General features: G+C 63.6%; 21 protein-coding genes. 10 read left to right on the top strand and 11 right to left on the bottom strand.

Going from position 1 to position 18,422, the window contains the following annotated elements; all coding sequences use genetic code 11:
- Positions 1-112: 112 nt before the first annotated feature.
- Together O3301_RS00920 and O3301_RS00915 are read left to right on the top strand one after the other, a co-directional pair.
- Positions 113-862 carry a response regulator gene (locus tag O3301_RS00920; protein WP_289909535.1) on the top strand — a complete coding sequence of 250 codons (750 nt, stop codon included), beginning with the start codon at positions 113-115 and terminating at the stop codon, positions 860-862.
- Positions 862-1,947: an ATP-binding protein gene (locus tag O3301_RS00915; RefSeq protein ID WP_305055207.1), complete on the top strand. Its 1,086-nt coding sequence runs from the start codon at positions 862-864 to the stop codon at positions 1,945-1,947. The genes O3301_RS00920 and O3301_RS00915 overlap by 1 nt, the downstream gene beginning before the upstream one ends.
- Here O3301_RS00915 and O3301_RS00910 read toward each other — a convergent pair whose 3' ends face one another.
- Entirely contained in the window at positions 1,948-2,835 is an 888-nt protein-coding gene (locus O3301_RS00910) for a LysR family transcriptional regulator (RefSeq protein ID WP_305055206.1), read from the bottom strand.
- 115 nt (positions 2,836-2,950) lie between these two features.
- On the opposite strand from O3301_RS00910, the gene O3301_RS00905 reads away from it, so the two are divergent.
- Entirely contained in the window at positions 2,951-3,949 is a 999-nt protein-coding gene (locus tag O3301_RS00905) for an aldo/keto reductase (protein WP_305055205.1), read from the top strand.
- Between the two features lie 121 nt (positions 3,950-4,070).
- Positions 4,071-4,709, top strand: a complete 639-nt coding sequence (locus tag O3301_RS00900; protein WP_099664303.1) for an NAD(P)H-dependent oxidoreductase — start codon at positions 4,071-4,073, stop codon at positions 4,707-4,709.
- Between the two features lie 60 nt (positions 4,710-4,769).
- Here O3301_RS00900 and O3301_RS00895 read toward each other — a convergent pair whose 3' ends face one another.
- From O3301_RS00895 to O3301_RS00885, 3 genes are all read right to left on the bottom strand, one after another.
- Complete coding sequence (locus O3301_RS00895; protein WP_305055204.1) at positions 4,770-6,080, bottom strand: ATP-binding protein; 1,311 nt, start codon at positions 6,078-6,080, stop codon at positions 4,770-4,772.
- Positions 6,074-6,739 carry a response regulator transcription factor gene (locus tag O3301_RS00890; protein WP_289909527.1) on the bottom strand — a complete coding sequence of 222 codons (666 nt, stop codon included), beginning with the start codon at positions 6,737-6,739 and terminating at the stop codon, positions 6,074-6,076. The genes O3301_RS00895 and O3301_RS00890 overlap by 7 nt, the downstream gene beginning before the upstream one ends.
- Positions 6,740-6,816: 77 nt before the next feature.
- Entirely contained in the window at positions 6,817-6,993 is a 177-nt protein-coding gene (locus tag O3301_RS00885) for a hypothetical protein (protein WP_305055203.1), read from the bottom strand.
- 249 nt (positions 6,994-7,242) lie between these two features.
- On the opposite strand from O3301_RS00885, the gene O3301_RS00880 reads away from it, so the two are divergent.
- Together O3301_RS00880 and O3301_RS00875 are read left to right on the top strand one after the other, a co-directional pair.
- Positions 7,243-9,108: a LodA/GoxA family CTQ-dependent oxidase gene (locus tag O3301_RS00880; protein ID WP_305055202.1), complete on the top strand. Its 1,866-nt coding sequence runs from the start codon at positions 7,243-7,245 to the stop codon at positions 9,106-9,108.
- 2 nt (positions 9,109-9,110) lie between these two features.
- Positions 9,111-10,205, top strand: a complete 1,095-nt coding sequence (locus O3301_RS00875; protein WP_305055828.1) for a tryptophan 7-halogenase — start codon at positions 9,111-9,113, stop codon at positions 10,203-10,205.
- A gap of 51 nt (positions 10,206-10,256) precedes the next feature.
- Here the strand turns inward: O3301_RS00875 and O3301_RS00870 are convergent, their stop codons facing one another.
- Complete coding sequence (locus O3301_RS00870; RefSeq protein ID WP_289905319.1) at positions 10,257-10,835, bottom strand: TetR/AcrR family transcriptional regulator; 579 nt, start codon at positions 10,833-10,835, stop codon at positions 10,257-10,259.
- 92 nt (positions 10,836-10,927) lie between these two features.
- On the opposite strand from O3301_RS00870, the gene O3301_RS00865 reads away from it, so the two are divergent.
- Entirely contained in the window at positions 10,928-11,776 is an 849-nt protein-coding gene (locus tag O3301_RS00865; RefSeq protein WP_305055201.1) for a siderophore-interacting protein, read from the top strand.
- A gap of 22 nt (positions 11,777-11,798) precedes the next feature.
- Here O3301_RS00865 and O3301_RS00860 read toward each other — a convergent pair whose 3' ends face one another.
- From O3301_RS00860 to O3301_RS00845, 4 genes are all read right to left on the bottom strand, one after another.
- Positions 11,799-12,491, bottom strand: a complete 693-nt coding sequence (locus tag O3301_RS00860) for a hypothetical protein (protein ID WP_305055200.1) — start codon at positions 12,489-12,491, stop codon at positions 11,799-11,801.
- 74 nt (positions 12,492-12,565) lie between these two features.
- Complete coding sequence (locus O3301_RS00855) at positions 12,566-13,228, bottom strand: DUF799 domain-containing protein (RefSeq protein WP_034788080.1); 663 nt, start codon at positions 13,226-13,228, stop codon at positions 12,566-12,568.
- Positions 13,225-13,593: a DUF4810 domain-containing protein gene (locus tag O3301_RS00850; protein WP_230521897.1), complete on the bottom strand. Its 369-nt coding sequence runs from the start codon at positions 13,591-13,593 to the stop codon at positions 13,225-13,227. The genes O3301_RS00855 and O3301_RS00850 overlap by 4 nt, the downstream gene beginning before the upstream one ends.
- 8 nt (positions 13,594-13,601) lie before the next feature.
- A complete protein-coding gene (locus tag O3301_RS00845; protein ID WP_077403418.1) occupies positions 13,602-14,276 on the bottom strand; it encodes a CsgG/HfaB family protein in 675 nt (224 codons plus the stop codon).
- Between the two features lie 311 nt (positions 14,277-14,587).
- Here O3301_RS00845 and O3301_RS00840 point away from each other — a divergent pair, with 311 nt between their 5' ends.
- Entirely contained in the window at positions 14,588-15,787 is a 1,200-nt protein-coding gene (locus O3301_RS00840) for a YbfB/YjiJ family MFS transporter (protein WP_305055199.1), read from the top strand.
- 30 nt (positions 15,788-15,817) lie between these two features.
- Here the strand turns inward: O3301_RS00840 and O3301_RS00835 are convergent, their stop codons facing one another.
- Positions 15,818-16,186 carry a cupin domain-containing protein gene (locus O3301_RS00835; protein ID WP_215409092.1) on the bottom strand — a complete coding sequence of 123 codons (369 nt, stop codon included), beginning with the start codon at positions 16,184-16,186 and terminating at the stop codon, positions 15,818-15,820.
- A 234-nt stretch (positions 16,187-16,420) separates the two neighbouring features.
- Between O3301_RS00835 and O3301_RS00830 the strand changes: the two genes are divergently transcribed.
- Positions 16,421-16,954, top strand: coding sequence for an ankyrin repeat domain-containing protein (locus O3301_RS00830; protein WP_305055198.1), 534 nt, complete (start codon positions 16,421-16,423; stop codon positions 16,952-16,954).
- A 106-nt stretch (positions 16,955-17,060) separates the two neighbouring features.
- Positions 17,061-17,528, top strand: a complete 468-nt coding sequence (locus O3301_RS00825; RefSeq protein ID WP_305055197.1) for a hypothetical protein — start codon at positions 17,061-17,063, stop codon at positions 17,526-17,528.
- A 113-nt stretch (positions 17,529-17,641) separates the two neighbouring features.
- Here the strand turns inward: O3301_RS00825 and O3301_RS00820 are convergent, their stop codons facing one another.
- Positions 17,642-18,418, bottom strand: a complete 777-nt coding sequence (locus O3301_RS00820; RefSeq protein ID WP_305055196.1) for an Imm49 family immunity protein — start codon at positions 18,416-18,418, stop codon at positions 17,642-17,644.
- Positions 18,419-18,422: the final 4 nt, after the last annotated feature.

Genomic DNA, 18,422 nt, shown 5'->3' with positions numbered 1-18,422 from the left:
CCAACCGGCGGTCCGGTCGACAGATAACAAGAGCATAGAAGGCCAACATGGATGTTCCGTCAAAGAAATGTGGAGATTCGATGGAGAGCGCGAAGAATGCTAGACTATTTGCATGAACTATCATCACAGCGCCAGCCAGCCCTCGTTTCTTGCCACCACGCCCCCTTCCGCCCTCGTCCTGATCGCCGAAGATGAACCGCAAATCGCCCGCATCCTCGCCGGTTACCTGGAGCGCGACGGCTACCGCACGGCCTTCGCGCACGACGGCCAGGAAGCGCTGCAGCAGCACCTGGCGCTGGCGCCGGACCTGCTGCTGCTTGACGTGCAAATGCCCAGGGTCGATGGCTGGGGCGTGCTGGCGGAAGTGCGGCGGCGCGGCGAAACGCCCGTCATCATGCTGACGGCGCGCGACCAGGATGCCGATAAACTGGCCGCCCTGCGCGTGGGCGCCGACGACTACATCATCAAGCCCTTCAATCCGGCCGAAGTGGTGGCGCGCGTGGCGGCCGTGCTGCGCCGCTCGCGCGTGCGCCACCACCCGGTGGGCGGCCAGCGCCTGCGCTGCGGTCCCATCGACATCGACCAGGAAACCTACGTGGCCAGCGTGCTGCGCGACGGCGCGCCCGTGCCCCTGAGCCTGACGTTGACGGAATTCCGCCTGCTGGCCCACCTGGCGCGCACGCCGCGCCGCGTCTGCAGCCGCCTGGAATTGCTGGAATCATGCATGCCCGAGAGCAATTCGCTGGAACGCACGGTGGATAGCCACGTCAGCAAGCTGCGCAAGAAGCTGGAGGAAGCGGGCGTGATGAACATGCCGGCCAGCCTGCGCGGCGTGGGTTACCGCCTGGAAAGCGACCTCTGATGCGCTTCACGGGCTTGAACCGGCAGATCGTGCTGTCGATGTCCGTGCTGATGGTCAGCGGTATCCTGATCATCTGGATCGGTTCCTGGACCTTCTTCGCCATCGCCTTCAAGATCGACCCCGGCATGCTGTCCGAACCGGACGACTGGTCGCCGACGACGGCCGAATGGCTGTGGATCTTCGCCATCACCATCTTCGGCCTGGGCCTGGCCGCGTTTTTCGCCATCAAGCTCGCTTCGCGCATTCTCAAGCCGATCAATTCCGTGATGGACAGCGTGCGCCGCGTGGCGCATGGCGACCTGTCCGCGCGCGCCTTCGCGGGCGACCGCAGCCTGGGCGAAACGGCCATGCTGGTCGACGATTTCAACAGCATGGCCGAGCGCCTGCAGCGGGCGGCCAAGGAAAGCGAGACGTGGAATGCGGCCATCGCGCACGAATTGCGCACGCCCGTGACCATCCTGCGCGGCACCTTGCAAGGCGTCGTCGACGGCGTCTTCAAGCCCGAGGAAGTGCCGTTTTCCAGCCTGCTGGCGCAAGTCGAGGACCTGGGCCGCCTGATCGAAGACTTGCGCACCCTGAGCCTGGCCGACAGCGGCCACATGCAGCTACGCATGGCGTGGACGGACCTGACCCTGGAAATCGGGGAAGTGCGCCGCCTGCTGGCGCAGGAGATGGAAGCTGCCGGTTTTACGCTGCAACTGCACCTGTCCGACCATCCCGTCTGCTGCGACGCGGCGCGCATCCGGCAAATCGTGCTGGCCCTGCTCGACAACGCGCGCCGCTACGCGCATCCGGGCTTGCTGCGCGTGCGCACCCGCGTGCAGGCCGGCCAGTACTACCTGAGCGTCGAAGATGCAGGTCCCGGCATTGCCGACGACTTGGCGCCGCACGTGTTCGAAGCGTTCCGCCGCGGCGACAGCGCCAGGGTCGACTTGAACGCGGGCAGCGGCCTGGGCCTGGCCGTGGTCGAAGCCATCGCGCGCGCCCACGGCGGCAGCGCCGTCTGCACGCGTGGCAAGGCGGGCGGCAGCCTGTTCACCGTCAAGTGGCCGGTCGAGCATGGCGCCCCGCCGCCCGCCGGCTGACTACGCGGGCGGCGCGCGCAGCATGTCGACGAAGGCGCGCAAGACGGGCGGCATCTGGCGCCGGCCCGGGTAGTACAGGTAGTAACGGGGCGGCGGCGGCAGGCAGCGCTCCAGCACGCACGCCAGGCGCCCCGCCGCGAGATCGGCGCGCGCATCGGCCTCGTACACATACGCCAGTCCTGCGCCATCGCGGGCCGCGCGCAGCATCATCTCATCGTCGTCGAACACCAGCGGGCCGCCGACGGCGATGCTGACGGCTTCCCCTTCCAGCTCGAACTCCCACGCATACTGGCGCCCGCTGGGAAAACGCCGGCCGATGCAGGCATGGTCCAGCAAGTCGCGCGGCGTGCCTGGCGCCCCATGCGCCGCCAGGTAGGCGGGCGACGCCACCACGACGAACGGTTGCGGCGCGCCCACGGGCACGGCGACCATGTCGGCCGCCACCTGCTCGCCAAAGCGGATGCCCGCGTCAAAACCGTCGCGCACGATATCGATCATGCCGTCATCCGTCACCACTTCCACCTGCACGCGCGGATAGCGGGCGACGAAGCTGGCCAGCATGGGCGCGAGCAGCAGCCGGGCGGCCGGACGGGGCACGTTCAGGCGCAACTTGCCTGCGGGCACATCCTGCAAGGCGCTCAGGTCCAGCAAGGCATCGTCGATTTCGCGCATGGCCGGCGCCAGCCGCGCCAATAGCTGCTGCCCCGCCTCGGTCGGCGTGACGCTGCGCGTGGTGCGGTTCAGCAGGCGCACGCCCAGGCGCTCTTCCAGCGTCCGCAGCGCATGGCTGAGGGCGGAAGCGGAGACGCCCCGTTCGAGGGCCGCCTTGCGAAAGCTGCGCAGGCGGGCGACGGCGGCAAAGGCCGTCAATTCATTCAGGTCAGCCATTATTCGGAAAAAAATTCATGAGCAATATTCAGTAATGCATGCAAGATTATGCATCTTATCGCATGCTGTTGCTTCATCCATACTCCTTGCATCTTTTTTTGAAGAGGAGTGAAAAATGGAACACAGAACACTGGGCAACTCCGGCTTGCGCGTCGCCCCCATCGGCCTGGGCTGCATGGGCATGAGCTTTGCCTACGGCGGCGCGGACGAAGCCACCTCGCTGCGCGTGCTGCACCGCGCCGTGGAACTGGGCGTGACCCTGATCGATACGGCGGAAGTCTATGGCCCCTACGCCAACGAGGACTTGATAGGCCGCGCCCTGAAGCAATTGCGCGGCAAAGTCAGCATCGCCACCAAGTTCGGCTTCAAGATCTTGCCTGAAGGAAAAGGCGTGGCACGCATGGCGGGCGTCGACAGCCACCCCGAGCATATTCGCCAGGCGGTGGAGGCGTCGCTGTCCCGGCTGGGCATCGAGTGCATCGACTTGCTGTACCAGCACCGCGTGGACCCCGCCGTGCCCATCGAAGACGTCGTCGGCGCCATGGCCGGCCTGGTGCGCGCGGGCAAGGTGCGCCACCTGGGGCTGTCGGAAGTGTCGGCCGCCACCCTGCGCCGCGCCCACGCCGTGCACCCGATTGCGGCCGTGCAGTCCGAGTATTCGCTGTGGAGCCGCGACGTGGAAGCGGAGGTGCTGCCCGCCTGCCGCGCCCTCGGCATCGGCTTCGTGCCCTACAGCCCGCTGGGCCGGGGCTTCCTGACGGGCCAGCTCACGTCCAGCGCGATGCTGGCGCCCGACGATTATCGCCACAGCCTGCCCCGCTTCCAGCCGCAGGCGATGGCGGCCAACGCGCACCTGGTGGCAGAACTGCAGCGCCTGGCGGCGGCGCGTGGCGTCACGGCGGCCCAACTGGCCCTGGCCTGGCTGCTGGCGCAAGGCGACGACCTCGTGCCGATACCCGGTGCCCGAAGCCTGGCGCACCTGGAAGAAAACGTGGCCGCCGCGCGTATCACCCTGAGCGACAGCGAGCTGGCCGCCATCGGCGCCGCCATCGCGCCCGCCGCCGTGCAAGGCGCGCGCTACCCGGATGTGGAACTTGCCATGCTTGGCCTGTAGACAAGCGTACTCGAGTACGCTAATTTGAGTACGAATACCGCTTCTTTTTGCCCGCCGCACTTGAAATGCCTGAATCCGCCATCATTTCCAATCTGAACTATTCATTATGAAAGGGATTTACATGTCCGCACTGCTCGAAACACTGCAATGGCGCTATGCCACCAAGAAAATGGACCCGACGAAAACGGTGCCGCAAGACAAGGTCGAGCGCATCCTGGAAGCCGTGCGCCTGACGGCCAGCTCCAGCGGACTGCATCCTTACGAAGTCTTCGTCGTGACGAATCCGGCCCTGCGCGAGCAGATCAAGCCGCATGCATGGAACCAGGGCCAGGTGACGGATTCCTCGCACCTGCTGGTGTTTGCCGCCTGGGACAATTACACGGTGGAACGCATCAACGCGCGTTTCGACCTGGTCAACGAGGTGCGCGGCTTCAAGAATGAAGGCTGGGAAGCGTACCGCCAGCAAATCCTGGCCACGTATCCGCAGCGCGACGCGGAAACCAACTACCAGCACGCGGCGCGCCAGGCCTACATCGGCGTGGGCACGGCCCTGATCGCCGCGGCGCAGGAACAAGTCGATTCCACGCCGATGGAAGGTTTTGATCCGGCCAAGGTCGATGAAATCCTGAACTTGCGCGAAAAAGGCTTGCGTTCCGTCGTCATGCTGCCGCTCGGCTACCGCGCCGACGAAGGCGACTGGCTGGTGGACTTGAAAAAAGTGCGCCCTGCGCGCGAGCAATTCATCACCGAGCTGGCGTAAGCGCTACGCCAGTGACTGAAAAGCGGATGCCCTGACCGGCATCCGCTTTTTTTTGACCGTTCAGGCCGCCTGCGGGAAGCGCACCGTCACCTGCAATCCCCGCCCCGCCTCGCCGTCGGCCAGCGCGATATCGGCCTGGTGGTGCTCGGCGATGTGGCGCACGATGGACAGGCCCAGGCCGCAGCCCCAGGCGTCGTTGCCGTCAGGACGGAAGAAGCGGTCGAACAGGCGCGCATGGTGCTGGCGCGGCACGCCGGGGCCGTTGTCGGACACGCGCAGCAGGGGCCTGCCCTCTTCCACCGCCGCCTGCAAGTCGACCCGGCCGCCCTGCTGCGTGTAGCGCAAGGCATTGTCGATCAAGTTGTTCAGCAACACTTGCAAGCCGTCGGGATCGGCCTGCACCAGCACCCTGGCGGGCGGCGCTTCCACCACGCCCAAGTCGATGGCGCGGCTGTCGGCCAGCGCGCTGTGGTCGCCCACGGCCGCTTCCAGCAATTGTCCCAGGTCCACCGTGTGCAGCTGGCTGGCCGTGAGCGCCGTTTCATGGCGCGCCAGGCTCAGCAACTGGCGCACCAGGTGCGTGCTGCGGTCCAGCCGTTCGTGCAGCCGCGCCAGCGCCACGCGGCGTTCTTCCTCGCTGCCGGCCCGCTCGGCCACCTGCAGCTGCAGTTTCAATGCCGTCAGAGGAGAACGCAATTCATGCGCGGCATCGGCGACAAAGGTGCGCTGCGCCGTCAGCGCCGCCTCGAACTGCCCCATCAGGCTGTTGAGCGCCAGCGCCACGGGCCGCAGTTCGGGCGGCATGTCGTCGGCCGCCAGCGGCGTCAGCGCGTCCGGCGAACGGCCCGCCACGGACTCGGCCAGCCGGTGCAGGGGCGCCAGCGCGCGTCCCACGACGGCAACGATCAGCAGCGCCAGGATCAGCGCGAACACCAGCAGGGGCGCGCCGGCCCGCATCGTCATCCGCCAGGCCAGCTGGTCGCGCACGGCCTGCGCCTGCGCCACCTGCACGTAGCGGCCGCGCCGGGTTTCGCCGTACAGGCGCCAGTCCTCGCCGTGCAGCTCGACATCGGCGAAACCGGCCAGCGCATAGCGCGGCAGTGCCGGCTGCTCCTGCAGGACGGGCAAGGGCTGGCCATCCTCGTCCCACGCCTGCAGCACGAACGCTTCTTCCGGCTCTTGCGCGGCGGCCAGTCCCTCCTGCGGCTCGAACTCGTCGGGCAAGGTCACGGCCAGCTGGCGCAGCTGCAAGTCGGCCAGCTCATTGGTTTCTTCCAGCAGCGAACGGAACAGGGAAATACCGGCGCCCAGCACGCACAGCAGGGTGGCGGCCAGCAAACCGAGCAATAACTGGCGGCGGATGGTCAGCAAGATGCTACCCGCATCTTGTAGCCCACGCCGCGCACGGTCTGGATGCAATCCGCACCGAGCTTCTTGCGCAGCTGGTACACATACACGTCGACGGTATTGCTTTCCACTTCGCTATCCCAACCGTACAGCTTTTCGCTCAGCTGGCGCTTCGACACCACCTTGCCCGGATGGTCGAGCAAGGCGCGCAGCACGGAAAACTCGCGCGGCGGCAGCTTGATCAGCTCGCCCTCGAACGTGACGTCGTGGCTGGCCAGGTCGAGGATCAGCGCGCCATGCTCGATGACGGAGCGCGAACGGCTGACGCGACGGCGCAGCAGCGCGCGGATGCGCGCCAGCAGCTCGTCGAGGTCGAACGGCTTGACCAGGTAATCGTCGGCGCCGCTGTCGAGCCCTTCCACGCGGGCCGGCGTGCCGTCGCGCGCCGTGATGATCAGCACGGGCAACTCGGCGCCCCGCGCGCGCATGGCGCGCAGCACGTCCATGCCCTCCTTGCCGGGCAAGCCCAGGTCCAGCAACATCAAATCGTAGGCGAAGCCGGCCAGCGCCAGCTCCGCATCGTGGCCATCGCGCACCCAGTCCACGGCATAGCACTCGCCGCGCAAGCCCTCGACCAGGCTTTCCCCGATCATCGGATCGTCTTCCACCAGCAACACGCGCACGCGGGCCTCTCAAAGTCTTGAAAAAGCCACCATCTTACCTTGACTGGCGCCGCGCCGCAGGGGCTGCCGCGGTGGCCTTACTTGGACCCGGACCCGCGGAACGGCGGGATATTGCCTTCTTGCGGATACAGCGCCACGCCTTTCGCAAGCGGTGCTGCCGCAGCGAGCGCCTCGCCGGGCTGGGCCGCTTGCGATACGGGCAGAACGGCCAGCAGGGATACCGCGCCAACACAGAAAACAGCCTTGATTTTCATATCATTCCTTCAAAGGTTGCATAGAAAAATATCGGATCAATACATTATTTTATATATTGATAAACAGGCAATGCCCGTCCAAGATAGCTACATGCCGGCAACAAGTCAATCTCCGCAGCAACTGAATTGCCCGCGTGTCCGCCCATGCCAGGCATGGCTTGAATTCGCGATACCGTGACTATGTGCGCATTTGGCGCGTTTTTTATGCGGTATATTTTCCTTCCCTCCACGCATCTGGAAAGGCATGCCATGTCCAGTTCCACCCAAGATACCGTCATCGTCAAGGCGGCGATTTATCCGCCCATCGGCATTGCCCGCGTGGGCAACAGCCCCAGTGAATACTTTATGGGACCGGAGGTGCCGGAACCGGCGCCGCGGCCGGCCGGCTATTACCGCGATGCGTCCGGGGCCATCAAGCGCCAGGCGGCGGGCTTTCGCATCTACGGCTTGAACGCCGCCGGCGTGGCCGTGGCCGAGTTGAACGCCAGCAATGCCGACATCGAATGGTCCGTCACGCTGGCCAATACCAAGGCGGCGTGGTACCAGTTCCAGATCGCGCTCGACATTCCCGAGGCGAATGTCACCCAGCCCTCGTTCCTGCGCAACATGGCCGTCACGGACCGCGCGCAACTGTCCATCACGCCCGGCGAGCGCAAGATCGGCGGCAGCGAACAGCCGGCCGTCGCCTTCGACAGCGGCCGCTTCATGGGCACGCCCGTCTACCTGGGCGAGTTGCGCACGGACGCCATGGGACGGCTGATCGTGCTGGGCGGCCATGGCAAGTCCGCCTCGTGGAATGGCGCGCGCGCCATCACCTTCGCCAACAACGAAGGCTGGCATGACGACACGGCCGACGGCCCCGTCTGCGCCACGGTGCACTACCAGGGCCAGGCCTTGCCCGTCGACATGGCCTGGGTGGTCGTCGCGCCGCCCGACTACGCGCCGCAGCAAAAGTCGGTGCGCACCATGTGGGACTTGATGCGCGACTTGTTTGTTTCCGAAGACAAAATTACCGCGCCTGCCGTTCCCTCGTTCCAGGACGACATCCGTCCCATTTTCGAGCGCCTGTCCAACCTGCAATGGGTCAATGCCGGCTTCGCGGCCGCCTTCGGCTGGGATGGCAGCACGCCGTTCAGCCGCGACGAATGGATGGCGCGCCTGGCCAGCCCGTCCGAAAACCGCAAGGAGTGGCGCAACGTCATCTATAACCAGTTCCGCCAGTTCGAGCGCGACGCCTGGGCGCCTTCGCCGTGGCCATGGCTGTATGGCGATGCGATGGCCATCCCGCCGGCAGACACGCCGCGCCAGAACTGCGCGCTGAGCAATTTGCAGTTGCGCTTCCTCAAGCAATGGGCCGACGGCAAGTTCACGGACGACTACGCGCCCGGCAAGACGCCGCCGCAAAGCCTGGCCGACGTGGAAGTGGCGCAGCAACCGGACACCCTGCTGCGCGCCGCCATGGAATTCTGCCTGGCCGACGCCTTCCACCCCGGCTGCGAAATGACCTGGCCCATGCGCCAGGCCAGCATGTACAGCGCGCCGTTCCGCCTGGCACATCGGCCGCCCGGCTGGGTGGAGCCGGATTACGGCGCCGTATTGACGCCGGACAATATCGGCAGCCCCTGCTCGGCGCAGATCGCCGGCGGTGTGACGCGCTGGATGGCCGTGCCATGGCAAACGGACACGGCCAGCTGCCGCTCCGGCTACCAATCCGACTACGATCCCTACGTCCCGACCTTCTGGCCCGCGCGCGTGCCGAACCAGGTGATGAGCAAGCTCGCCTACGACACGGTGATGAACCGGGAAGCCCCCACCGACGACCGCCTGGCCGCCTTCGCCCGGCGCGCCGCGTGGATACGTCCGCTGGGCAACATCAGCTATGAAGAGCAGATCAACAACATGATCGCCGACCTGGCGCAAGTGGGCGTGGTCGAGGTGCGCCCCGGCCCCACGGACGTGAGCGGCTTCCCCGCTTTCCTGCAGGTGGAAAACCTGCCGCAAGCGATCGCCGGCAAGCATCCATTGCGCGCCGCGGCGCCCATACCGGACGAGTTTGTCGACGTCGAGCTGGAAGGCACGGAAAAAGCGCGGCATCTGCAGCGGCACCGCTTGTGACGATGCTGCAGGCCGACGTGCTCGTCGTCGGCGCCGGGCCGGCCGGCGCCACGGCCGCCCTGAACCTGGCGGGGCGGCACCGGGTCTTGCTGGTCGACCGGCTGGCCGCGCCGCTGGCGCGCATCGGCGAATCGCTGCCGCCCGCCGCCGCGCGCCTGCTGCAGGACATGGGCTTGCTCGACGCCTTCCTGCGCCAGGGCCATGCGCCCTACCACGGCAACCGCGCGTGGTGGAACGGCGCCTGGGCGGAACACCACTTCCTCAGCGACCCCGATGGCCACGGCTGGCACCTGGCGCGCGGCACCTTCGACCTGTGGCTGCGCGACGAGGCGCGCCAACGCGGCGCCGCCCTGCTGGCCTCGGCCAGGGTCGCGGACATCGCGCCGGATGATGGCGGCTGGAGAGTACGGCTGGAAACGCAACGCGGCCCATGCGACGCGGCGGCGCGCATCGTCATCGACGCCACGGGACGCAGCGCCCGGCTGGCCCGCAAAGCGGGCGCGCAGCGCCGGCACAGCGACCGGCTGATATCTATATGGCAATACGGACATGAACGCACGCCCTCCGCGCGGGGCTTTGCCCACATCGAGGCGTGCGAATACGGCTGGTGGTACAGCGCGCCCCTGCCCGGCCAGCGCCGCGTGCTGGCCCTGCATACGGATGCGGACTTGCTCGGCAACACCGCCCTGCGCGATGCCGGCTGGCTGGAAGCGGCGGCGCGGCGCTTGCCGGCCACGCGGGAATTGCTGGAGCAGCAAGGTTACGGGGCCGATACACCGGCCCTGGCCACGCCCGCCCATACGGCCGCCCTGGACGCCGCCGCGGGACCGGGCTGGTTTGCCGCCGGCGACGCGGCCCTGAGCTTCGACCCGCTGTCGTCGCAAGGCATCTTCAACGCCCTGTACACGGGCCTGGCCGCCGCCGAAGCGGCCGACCGCACGCTGCAGGGCGACGCCACGGCTTGCCAGCAATACAATGCGGAACTGGCGGCCATCGGCGCGGCATACGGACGCCACCTGGCATACTGTTACGGCCAGGAAACGCGCTGGCCGTCGGCGCCATTCTGGAGCCGGCGCCGGCCGCTCGCGGCCCGCTGACCTGCCGGCCCGCAAAGAATCGCCGCGCCGCCGTGCTGCCACGCGCTGCCGCTATGGCTGCATGGCCAGCGCCCCGATCACCAGCGCGCGCATACCCAGGTCAAACTCGGCCTCGATGAGCGCATCGTCCTCTGCTTCCCAGGCGTCACCGGCAGGCGCATACACGGTGTCGGCCAGGGCCACGCAGTGGAAGGCCACGGTCGACAGCAGCCAGCGGGCGCGCTCCCTGGGCAGCCGGTAGCTGTCCGCCACGTGCGCCTGGTGGGCGTCGATCCGGGCCAGCATGGCCGGTGTCGTCGCTTTTCTGCGCAGCAAGTACGGCGCCAGCCCCGGATGCGACTTGACCAGCGCGCGCAGCGAAGCGCTGAAACGCAGCAGATAGCCCTCCAGGTCGTCGTTGCCCGTCGCCGGCAGTTTCCATCGAACAAAAATTTCCTCGGCCACCAGCAGCTTGAGCGCCGCCAGGTTCGCCACATGCTTGTACAGCGCCACATGGCTGACGCCGAGCAAGGTGGCGACACCGGTAAACGTCATGGCGGGCAGGCCCACCGCCATGCCGGCGTCGGCGATGCGTTCGCGCGTGATGCTGGGGGGACGCCCGGGGCGGGGCGAAGTGCTTGCAATAGTCATCGTTATTGTCCGTGGCGGCAGCTGCGTTGTCGGTTTCAGCTAATTAGTTTAGCATGATGAAACTAATTACCCAATACCAAGGAGTACTTACCATGGCAACACCCGTAGAACAGCAATCCGGCGGCCAGCTGCGCAATGCCGAGCATGACCGCAGCCTGCATGAAGTCACGGCCGCCGTCAGCGCCATCGCGCACCCCGTTCCCAGCGTGCTGCGCGTCACGGCCCGCCTGGACCGTTCCGGCGACGATCCCCAATGGGCGCTGCCCAACGTGGCCTTCCGCATCCATCTCGACGGGCCAGCGTATGGCGGCGCGTCGCGCATCTACACCGTGCGCAGCTTTGACGCGCAGGCAGGCGCGTTTACCTTCGATATCGTGCGGCATGCACACGCGAGTCCGATGATGCACTGGGGTAACAGCTTGCGCGTGGGCGAGGTCTTCCGCCTGACGGGACCGCGCCCGCAGTTCCTCGTTCCTGCAGGTGCCGAAAAGAAAATCGCCCTCTTCCTCGACGAAACGGGCATACCCGCGCTGTACGCCATGCTGCAGCAGTGGCCCGCCGGCGCGAGCGGCATCGGCTGGGTGGTGACGGATGATGCGGCCGCCTTTGCCGAGCTGCCCACCGTGCCGGGCCTGGCGTTGCAACGCCTCGGCACGGCCCACGTGGCGCCGGACGGGCCGCTGGCGGCCCAGGCCAGGGCCTTGCAAGATCCGCACGATTACGCGATCTGGGGCGCCGGCGAGCGCGATGAAATGCGCGCCATCCGCCAGCATTTTCGCGTCGACGCGGGCCTGTCCAAGGAACAGGTGCTGGTGGCAGGCTACTGGAAACGGGGCGTCAGCAACACGGATATCGATCTGCGCCGCCGGCAAAGCTTCGAGCAGCTGATCGCCAATGGCGGCACCCTGGCCGATTTCGACGACCTGGCCGTCGAAGTGTGAGCAGCGCCGGTCGCGGCGCGCGCTAGCGGGCGGCGAAGTCGAAGCGCCACGCGTCCTGGCTGCGGTGCAAGGTAACGTCCACTTCGGTAGCCGAGACCGGCATCGCATATTGCGTCATGTCCTGGAAACTCTCCAGGCTGTAGGTCTGGCCCGCCGCCGGCCGCATGGCCACCACAAAATAGAGGCTGGGCAGGTATTCGAAACCGACCGTCATGTTGGCATCGACATCGGGCATGGTCGCAACCGGCCGGTCGTTCACGTACCAATTGCAGCTGAATGGGATGAATGGGTTGGTCTCGTTCATGACGCCGCATTGTGCCGGCGTCAGCTTCGATTGCGCCAGCGAGGCGGCGGCCGGCTGCAGCAGCGGCGACAAGCCATGCGGACTCACGGCCGACAGCAGCTGGCCCGGCGCGATGACCTGGCGGCCCGAGACGATCTTGTTCCCGGTGATGCCGAAACTGTTCACGTCAGTCGAGATCCTGTCCTCGTAGTGGAACGATTCGGTGGCGCCGGCCGACCCCGTCAACACCTGCCAGGCATGGCTGCGGTAATGGCCCTGCGGGTTGTGCAGCTTCAGGAAGACCAGCACGGAGTTGCCTTGCAAATCGTCTGTTTCCACGTTGTAGCGGACGTTGAATTGAATGCCCATCGCTTGCTCCCTGCCTGGAATCTGCACGAACTCAGGAAAGACAGCGCCGGAGGACGAGTCCACGATTTCCTCCGGCGCCGGTTGTCACTGCCCCTCCCCTGCCTGATGCAGGGCGTGAGCACGCTACTCGCAAACGATTACTGCGCCAGGTAGCGCTCCGAACGGGGACCGTACAGCAAGCCATTCGGCACGCCGGCCGACAGCATGCGCGCATTTGCCGTGCCAGCGAGCGGATGGCTGGCATCGGTGCTGGTATTGATGATCTGCTTGACGGCCGCCGTCACCAGCATGCCGACCAGGCCGCCGCCACCGCTGTTGTTGCCTTCGTTGCTCGATGCGCTGGCCGCGCCCTGCCACAGCAAGGCGCCCGTCTTCAGGTCCACCAGCTTGGCATCGACCGACACCACCGTCACGCTGTCGATCACGGCATAGGTCGTGCCGTACTTGGAAATCGTCACGTACAGGCCCGCATCGGCGCCAAAGATCTCGTTGAGCTTTTTCGCATCGACGCCGTGGATATCGGCGGCGTTCGTCAAGCCGTTCTGCTTGAAGGTTTCACCGACCACGGCCACCGGCAGCACATAGTATCCCGCTTCGGCCAGCGGATACGTCACTTGCGCGTAGACGCTGTTGCCGGCATTGACTTCCGGCGAGTTGTTCAACGGAGGCAAGACCACGATGGAACGGGGCTTGGCTGCCTTGAAGGCGGTGTAATCGTAGGCCGCCTGCTTGGTGGCGCAACCGACCATGAAGATGGCGGGACCCAGGCACAAGGCCATTTTCAACATGCGCGACATCATAATTTCTCGCCTTTTTTCATTTTACCCAACAGGAAGTCCATGTACGGCGTCGATTCCGGGAACAGTTTTTTCTCGTCTTCGAACTGCGCTTCGACTTGCTCCGGCTTGCCAGCGATCGAGTACAGCATGCCCAGGTGGGCATGGAAACCCGGCGGCGCGTGGTTGCCCTTCGCACCGATCACTTGCAAGTCTTTTTCCATGGCGGCGATCTGCTGTTCCGGGCTTTCACCCTTCAGGTATTCGTACACTTGCGGCTCGTAGCCTTCCCATTGGTACAGGGTCTTCGATTGCGTGGCGCAACCGGTCAGTGCGGCACAGGCGAGCAGCGCCAGCAGGGCTGCGCCCTTGTTCATCATTGTTTTCATGGGATACCTTATTGTTTGCGCATTGCGCCCGCTTCGACACCAGCCACCAGGCGCTCGACCGCTTCGCGCATGGCCAGGTCCAGCACTTTGCCGTTGAGGGTCGCGTCATAGCTGGCTGTGCCGCCAAAACCCAGCACTTCGCGGTTCGACAGGCTGTATTCACCGGCGCCGGCGGCCGAAAACACGACTTCCGACGTAGCGATGTTGACGACGTTCAAGGTGACCTTGGCATATGCCACTTGCGTCTTGCCGCGGCCCATGATGCCGAACAATTGCTTGTCGCCAACTTCCTTGCGGCCGAATTCGGTCACGTCGCCCGTGACGACGAAATCCGCGCCCTTGATGTTCTGGCCCTGCTTCTTGAACTCGGCTTCCTGCTTGAGTTCCGCCATGTTGTCGCGGTCGAGCACATTGAAACGGTTGGACGTCTGCAGGTGCGCGATCAGGATCGTTTTCGACTGGCTGCCCAGGCGGTCGACGCCATCGGAAAAGATGCCGCGCATGAAGTTCGAGCGGTTGTCGAATTTGCCGACAGCGATCAGGGTGCGTGGACCAACGTAGGGACGGGCTGCGCTGGCAACCGTGGGGACAGCCAAAGCTTGCGAGGATTCGGAAGCGCAACCAGCCAACGCCGCGCCAATCAGCGCTGCAATCAACAACGCGCCGGGTTTATTCTTGTTCATAGTGCCCTTATGATATGGAGGATCAGGAGCAACCTGCGAAATTGATTTTTGGCAAGTTAATTTCCTAATGGCAATTATATGGTATTGCATGTCTCACAATTCTCTCCAAAAGTAACGATGGCAAGGATTGCATGATTGCCAGCGCTACTCAGGCGCGGCCCTGCTTGACTTCCCCGGGCCGATTCGTTAACTTAGTAGTAAAAAAGCGCGCCGTCAGCGCCCTGTGCCCCTGTCCCTCACGGACTTCGCCCGCCGGCCCGTCCCACTCCGGCGCCAACTCCACGCTTTCCACCTGGACGGGTCTCCTGGCCATGCCGATACACGATCATTCCCCGGCCCATCCGCTGGCCACGGCGCTGGCGCTCTCGCTGGGCGCGGCCGTCGCCCTGGGCCTGTCGCGCTTTTCCTATGGCTTGCTGCTGCCGCCCATGCGCGCCGACCTGGGCTGGTCCTACCTGCTGGCAGGGGCCATGAACACCTTCAATGCGCTCGGCTATTTTCTCGGCGCCCTGGCCACGCCGGCCCTGATGCGCCGCCTGGGCGTGTGGCGCTTGCTGATCGTCGGTTCCGTGCTGGCCAGCATCTTCATGCTGATGTCGGGCCTCGTCAGCGATACGGCCACCCTGTTCCTGCAGCGCGTGTGCGCGGGCGTGGCCAGCGCCTTCATCTTCATCGCCGGCGGCGTGCTGGCGGCGCGGCTCGGCTCCATACACAGCCAGCGCGCCGGCTTCTACATCGGCCTGTATTACGGCGGCACGGGATTCGGCATCGCGCTGTCGGCCCTGCTGGTGCCGGCCGCATTGACGTCCGCCCAGCAGCACGGCGCCGCGCATGCCTGGCAATGGCCGTGGCTGGCACTGGGCATCGCCTGCCTGCTCGCCACCGCCATCATGGCCGTGCCAGCGAAAGCCATCGGCGAAGCGCCGCGTGCCGTCGACACGCCGCGGCGCTTCGCCTGGCGCGACTTTTCCCCCAGCCTGGCCGGCTACTTCATGTTCGGCGTCGGCTACATCGGCTACATGACCTTCGTCATCGCCCTGCTCAAGCAGCAAGGCATGCCGCCCACCTTGATCACGGTGTTCTACACGGTATTGGGCCTGGCGGTGGTGGCGTCGTCGCGCATCTGGGCGCGCATGCTGGACCGCTACAAGGGCGGCGAATCGCTGGCGATATTGAATGGCGTCCTGGGCGCGGTGACCATCCTGCCCGCGCTGACGAGCTTTGTCCCCGTCGTGTTCCTCTCCGGACTCGTCTTCGGCGCCGTGTTCCTGTCGGTGGTGGCGTCGACCACGGCCCTGGTGCGGCATAACCTGCCGCAGCAATCCTGGACAGCCGGCATCAGCGCCTACACGACGGTGTTCGCGCTGGGCCAGATCGTCGGCCCCATCGTCGTCGGCTGGATCGCCGACGGCCCCGCCGGCCTGGAACGGGGCTTGATCGCCTCGGCCATCGCCCTCTTCATCGGCGCGGCGCTGGCCGCACGGCAAAAGGCGCTGGCGGCGGGCGCGTAAGCGACTGTCTCGCACATGCATTGGCCCCGCTTATTGCGGTTTGGCATACTTTGCGACGCCTGTTACATCGAACAGTACACAACGCTGGTTTCCAACCACCCAGGCGTCGTGCCCTGGTGGCATATAGAAGACGTCACCCGGGCCATATTCCATTTCGGCGCCATCATTCATCCTTACCACCATCCGTCCCTCAAGGACCATGCCGGTATGAGCTGCCTGGCACGAATCGGTTCCTGCAATCGGTTTTACGTGCAGACTCCAACGCCAGCCAGGCTCAAATTCGCCGCGCCCCATGGTCTGTTCGCCAAGCGTAAAGACAGCCATCCGGCCGGCTCCGTCCTTGAATGGGCGGACTTCGTCCGGCTTATCCAAGGATTTCTTTTCTAACATTGCACTCATGACCCGTCCCTCCTTTGGAATTTCTGGAAGTATTAAATTTCCGAATTGGAATAACTGACACAATATAAAAATCACATCATTTTCCAATATAGTTTAATAATGGAAATTTACAAGCAGAGCACCTGCCGCACTTACCTCAAATGCGGAGCCGGATCGTACAATTGAAACTTCCGGGCCAATGCTTCCACATCCATTTACACTGCAGGCATAGCCCACCTTCGCGGAAAGAAAACGATGAACACCGATGCACGAAAAATCCCCGCAACGATGGATGCGGAAACGCTGGAATTCATCCAGGGCCTGTTCGCCCTGGTGCGCGAAGGCGATACGCAGCAACTGGGCGCCATGGTGGCTCAGGGCGTGCCAGTAAACTTTCGCAACGAAAAAGGCGACAGCCTGATCATGCTGGCCAGCTACCATGGCCACCTTGAAACGTCACGCCTGCTGCTCGCAGCGGGCGCCGACGCCAACGTCCCCAACGACCAGGGCCAGACACCGCTGGCCGGCGTGGCCTACAAGGGTTACCTGGACATCGCCGAACTGCTGCTCCAGCACGGCGCCAAGGTGGAAGGCAACAGTCCGGACGGCAAGACCCCCTTGATGATGGCCGCCATGTTCAACCGCCTGGCCATCCTCGACCTGCTGCTGCAACACGGCGCCCGCATCAATGCCGTGGACAGCCGCGGCATGACTGCCGCTTCACTGGCCAAGAGCATGCATGCGCAGGAAACCCTGGGCCGCCTGGCCAGCTTGGGGCAGACGGCATAGCTGACGCTGACATCACCGACAGTTTGCAAGCCCTTCGGCAAAAAAAGTCCCTGATAAATCAGGGACTTGGCGGCGTCGCTGAGCAAGCGTCAGCTTACGCTGCCGAATGAACGATTATTCCCATTCGATGATCAATGAGGTGGCTAAGCGTTTGATTTTTCGGTGTTTTCCAAACCATTCAGGTACCGATACCCTCAAAAATACCCTCACCTGCAAAATCAGCTATTGCCGGTTTGTCGCGACCGAGATGGAAGACACCAGTCCGCTTGCTAGCACCTGTCTTCAGATTCTTCTGGGTGACAACGCCTTCATTTCAGCACATCAGCAATCGCAGCGCATCGAGACGCCCAGAGATACGCCAAGGTCGCAGCGCCGCGCTGTCACGCTGTCATTAGAGCAGTTTCGGGCGCGCTATAGCGACAGAGATGTGGCCATGGCACGCGCTTATCTGTCAACCGCTTTTACCATGTCCCACATCGCCTCCGCTTTTCACGTCTCGAGCAGGACAGTCAGTCGAACTGTGTCGGCATTTAGTAAAGCGCAACCTGCTGCAGATCGAGACGACCAAGGCTGAGATCGTGTACGAATGCCGGACCTGAGCACGGCCCCCAACCTGCCCTGTCCCTGCTAGGCCGCTTGAACCACCTCATCTACTGGCGATACACTCAGAGGATTTTTATTGTTGCTTTAAGTTAAAAAAGGATATTTTTTTTGATAACATTCCAAGGGATTGATAGGCAGCCATTCTATCGGAACATACGGAGAATGTACGTTCACTTCATATCCATTTCGCCAAGCAATTTTAGAAAAAATTACGGCAGAGGTTGATATTAAATTTTCCGTAAATGGGCTTTCATCATCTATTCGCGCCTTCCTGCCCTTATCGGAAGCCAAGTCTGCTATAACCTCTTTCATTCTTTCAATGTCACCATTTGCCAAGGCCAAAAAGAAAACTTGGTCAAGCATGTAATTTTTTAAATTATTACTAGGAGGGCTCTTCATTAATTTTTCACATCGAGAAATCAATCTTTCCCAATGCCCCCGCATAGCAAGAATATACTGAAATGAAAAAAAATCAGCTGTATGCAGGTCTTCTATTTTTGACTCATCAAATAGTTCATCGCAGTGAGAAAACCAATTAATCATATCATTATTATCAGATATAATTGGCGCTAGCAATTGATCGTAGCCAAGACCAATTTTTCCTCTTTTTTTATTGATGCTTATACTATACCTCAGAGTGTTTGCAGAAACGTAAAACCATTGTTTCGAACTCATTAAATCATGCATCCCAAACCAAGAGTAAATTGCACTTGCCAATGCTTTTCTTGACAAAAACCTGGCAGAGGCAACTGGATTACCCTTATTTTCAACAATCAATCCAACAGCCTCATCTATTTCCGCCATGTCAATTTCTGCATGTGATTTAACATGCAATATCTTATTATAAAAATCGTCGCTCATGTTT

Origin of the sequence: Janthinobacterium sp. SUN211 (assembly GCF_030587315.1) — a bacterium.
In the GTDB taxonomy this organism is placed as follows: domain Bacteria; phylum Pseudomonadota; class Gammaproteobacteria; order Burkholderiales; family Burkholderiaceae_D; genus Janthinobacterium; species Janthinobacterium kumbetense.
Note: the sequence above shows the minus strand (reverse complement) of the source record. Positions and strands in the feature narration are given on the sequence as shown.

Excerpts from the sequence above, each read along its gene's own strand:
- O3301_RS00845 (WP_077403418.1), bottom strand. The coding sequence starts at position 14,276 with ATGAACAAGAATAAACCCGGCGCGTTGTTGATTGCAGCGCTGATTGGC.
- O3301_RS00880 (WP_305055202.1), top strand. The coding sequence starts at position 7,243 with ATGTCCAGTTCCACCCAAGATACCGTCATCGTCAAGGCGGCGATTTAT.
- O3301_RS00900 (WP_099664303.1), top strand. The coding sequence starts at position 4,071 with ATGTCCGCACTGCTCGAAACACTGCAATGGCGCTATGCCACCAAGAAA.
- O3301_RS00830 (WP_305055198.1), top strand. The coding sequence starts at position 16,421 with ATGAACACCGATGCACGAAAAATCCCCGCAACGATGGATGCGGAAACG.
- O3301_RS00835 (WP_215409092.1), bottom strand. The coding sequence starts at position 16,186 with ATGAGTGCAATGTTAGAAAAGAAATCCTTGGATAAGCCGGACGAAGTC.
- O3301_RS00905 (WP_305055205.1), top strand. The coding sequence starts at position 2,951 with ATGGAACACAGAACACTGGGCAACTCCGGCTTGCGCGTCGCCCCCATC.
- O3301_RS00920 (WP_289909535.1), top strand. The coding sequence starts at position 113 with ATGAACTATCATCACAGCGCCAGCCAGCCCTCGTTTCTTGCCACCACG.
- O3301_RS00885 (WP_305055203.1), bottom strand. The coding sequence starts at position 6,993 with ATGAAAATCAAGGCTGTTTTCTGTGTTGGCGCGGTATCCCTGCTGGCC.
- O3301_RS00855 (WP_034788080.1), bottom strand. The coding sequence starts at position 13,228 with ATGATGTCGCGCATGTTGAAAATGGCCTTGTGCCTGGGTCCCGCCATC.
- O3301_RS00840 (WP_305055199.1), top strand. The coding sequence starts at position 14,588 with ATGCCGATACACGATCATTCCCCGGCCCATCCGCTGGCCACGGCGCTG.
- O3301_RS00865 (WP_305055201.1), top strand. The coding sequence starts at position 10,928 with ATGGCAACACCCGTAGAACAGCAATCCGGCGGCCAGCTGCGCAATGCC.
- O3301_RS00850 (WP_230521897.1), bottom strand. The coding sequence starts at position 13,593 with ATGAAAACAATGATGAACAAGGGCGCAGCCCTGCTGGCGCTGCTCGCC.
- O3301_RS00875 (WP_305055828.1), top strand. The coding sequence starts at position 9,111 with ATGCTGCAGGCCGACGTGCTCGTCGTCGGCGCCGGGCCGGCCGGCGCC.
- O3301_RS00870 (WP_289905319.1), bottom strand. The coding sequence starts at position 10,835 with ATGACTATTGCAAGCACTTCGCCCCGCCCCGGGCGTCCCCCCAGCATC.
- O3301_RS00820 (WP_305055196.1), bottom strand. The coding sequence starts at position 18,418 with ATGAGCGACGATTTTTATAATAAGATATTGCATGTTAAATCACATGCA.
- O3301_RS00915 (WP_305055207.1), top strand. The coding sequence starts at position 862 with ATGCGCTTCACGGGCTTGAACCGGCAGATCGTGCTGTCGATGTCCGTG.
- O3301_RS00825 (WP_305055197.1), top strand. The coding sequence starts at position 17,061 with ATGAACGATTATTCCCATTCGATGATCAATGAGGTGGCTAAGCGTTTG.
- O3301_RS00910 (WP_305055206.1), bottom strand. The coding sequence starts at position 2,835 with ATGGCTGACCTGAATGAATTGACGGCCTTTGCCGCCGTCGCCCGCCTG.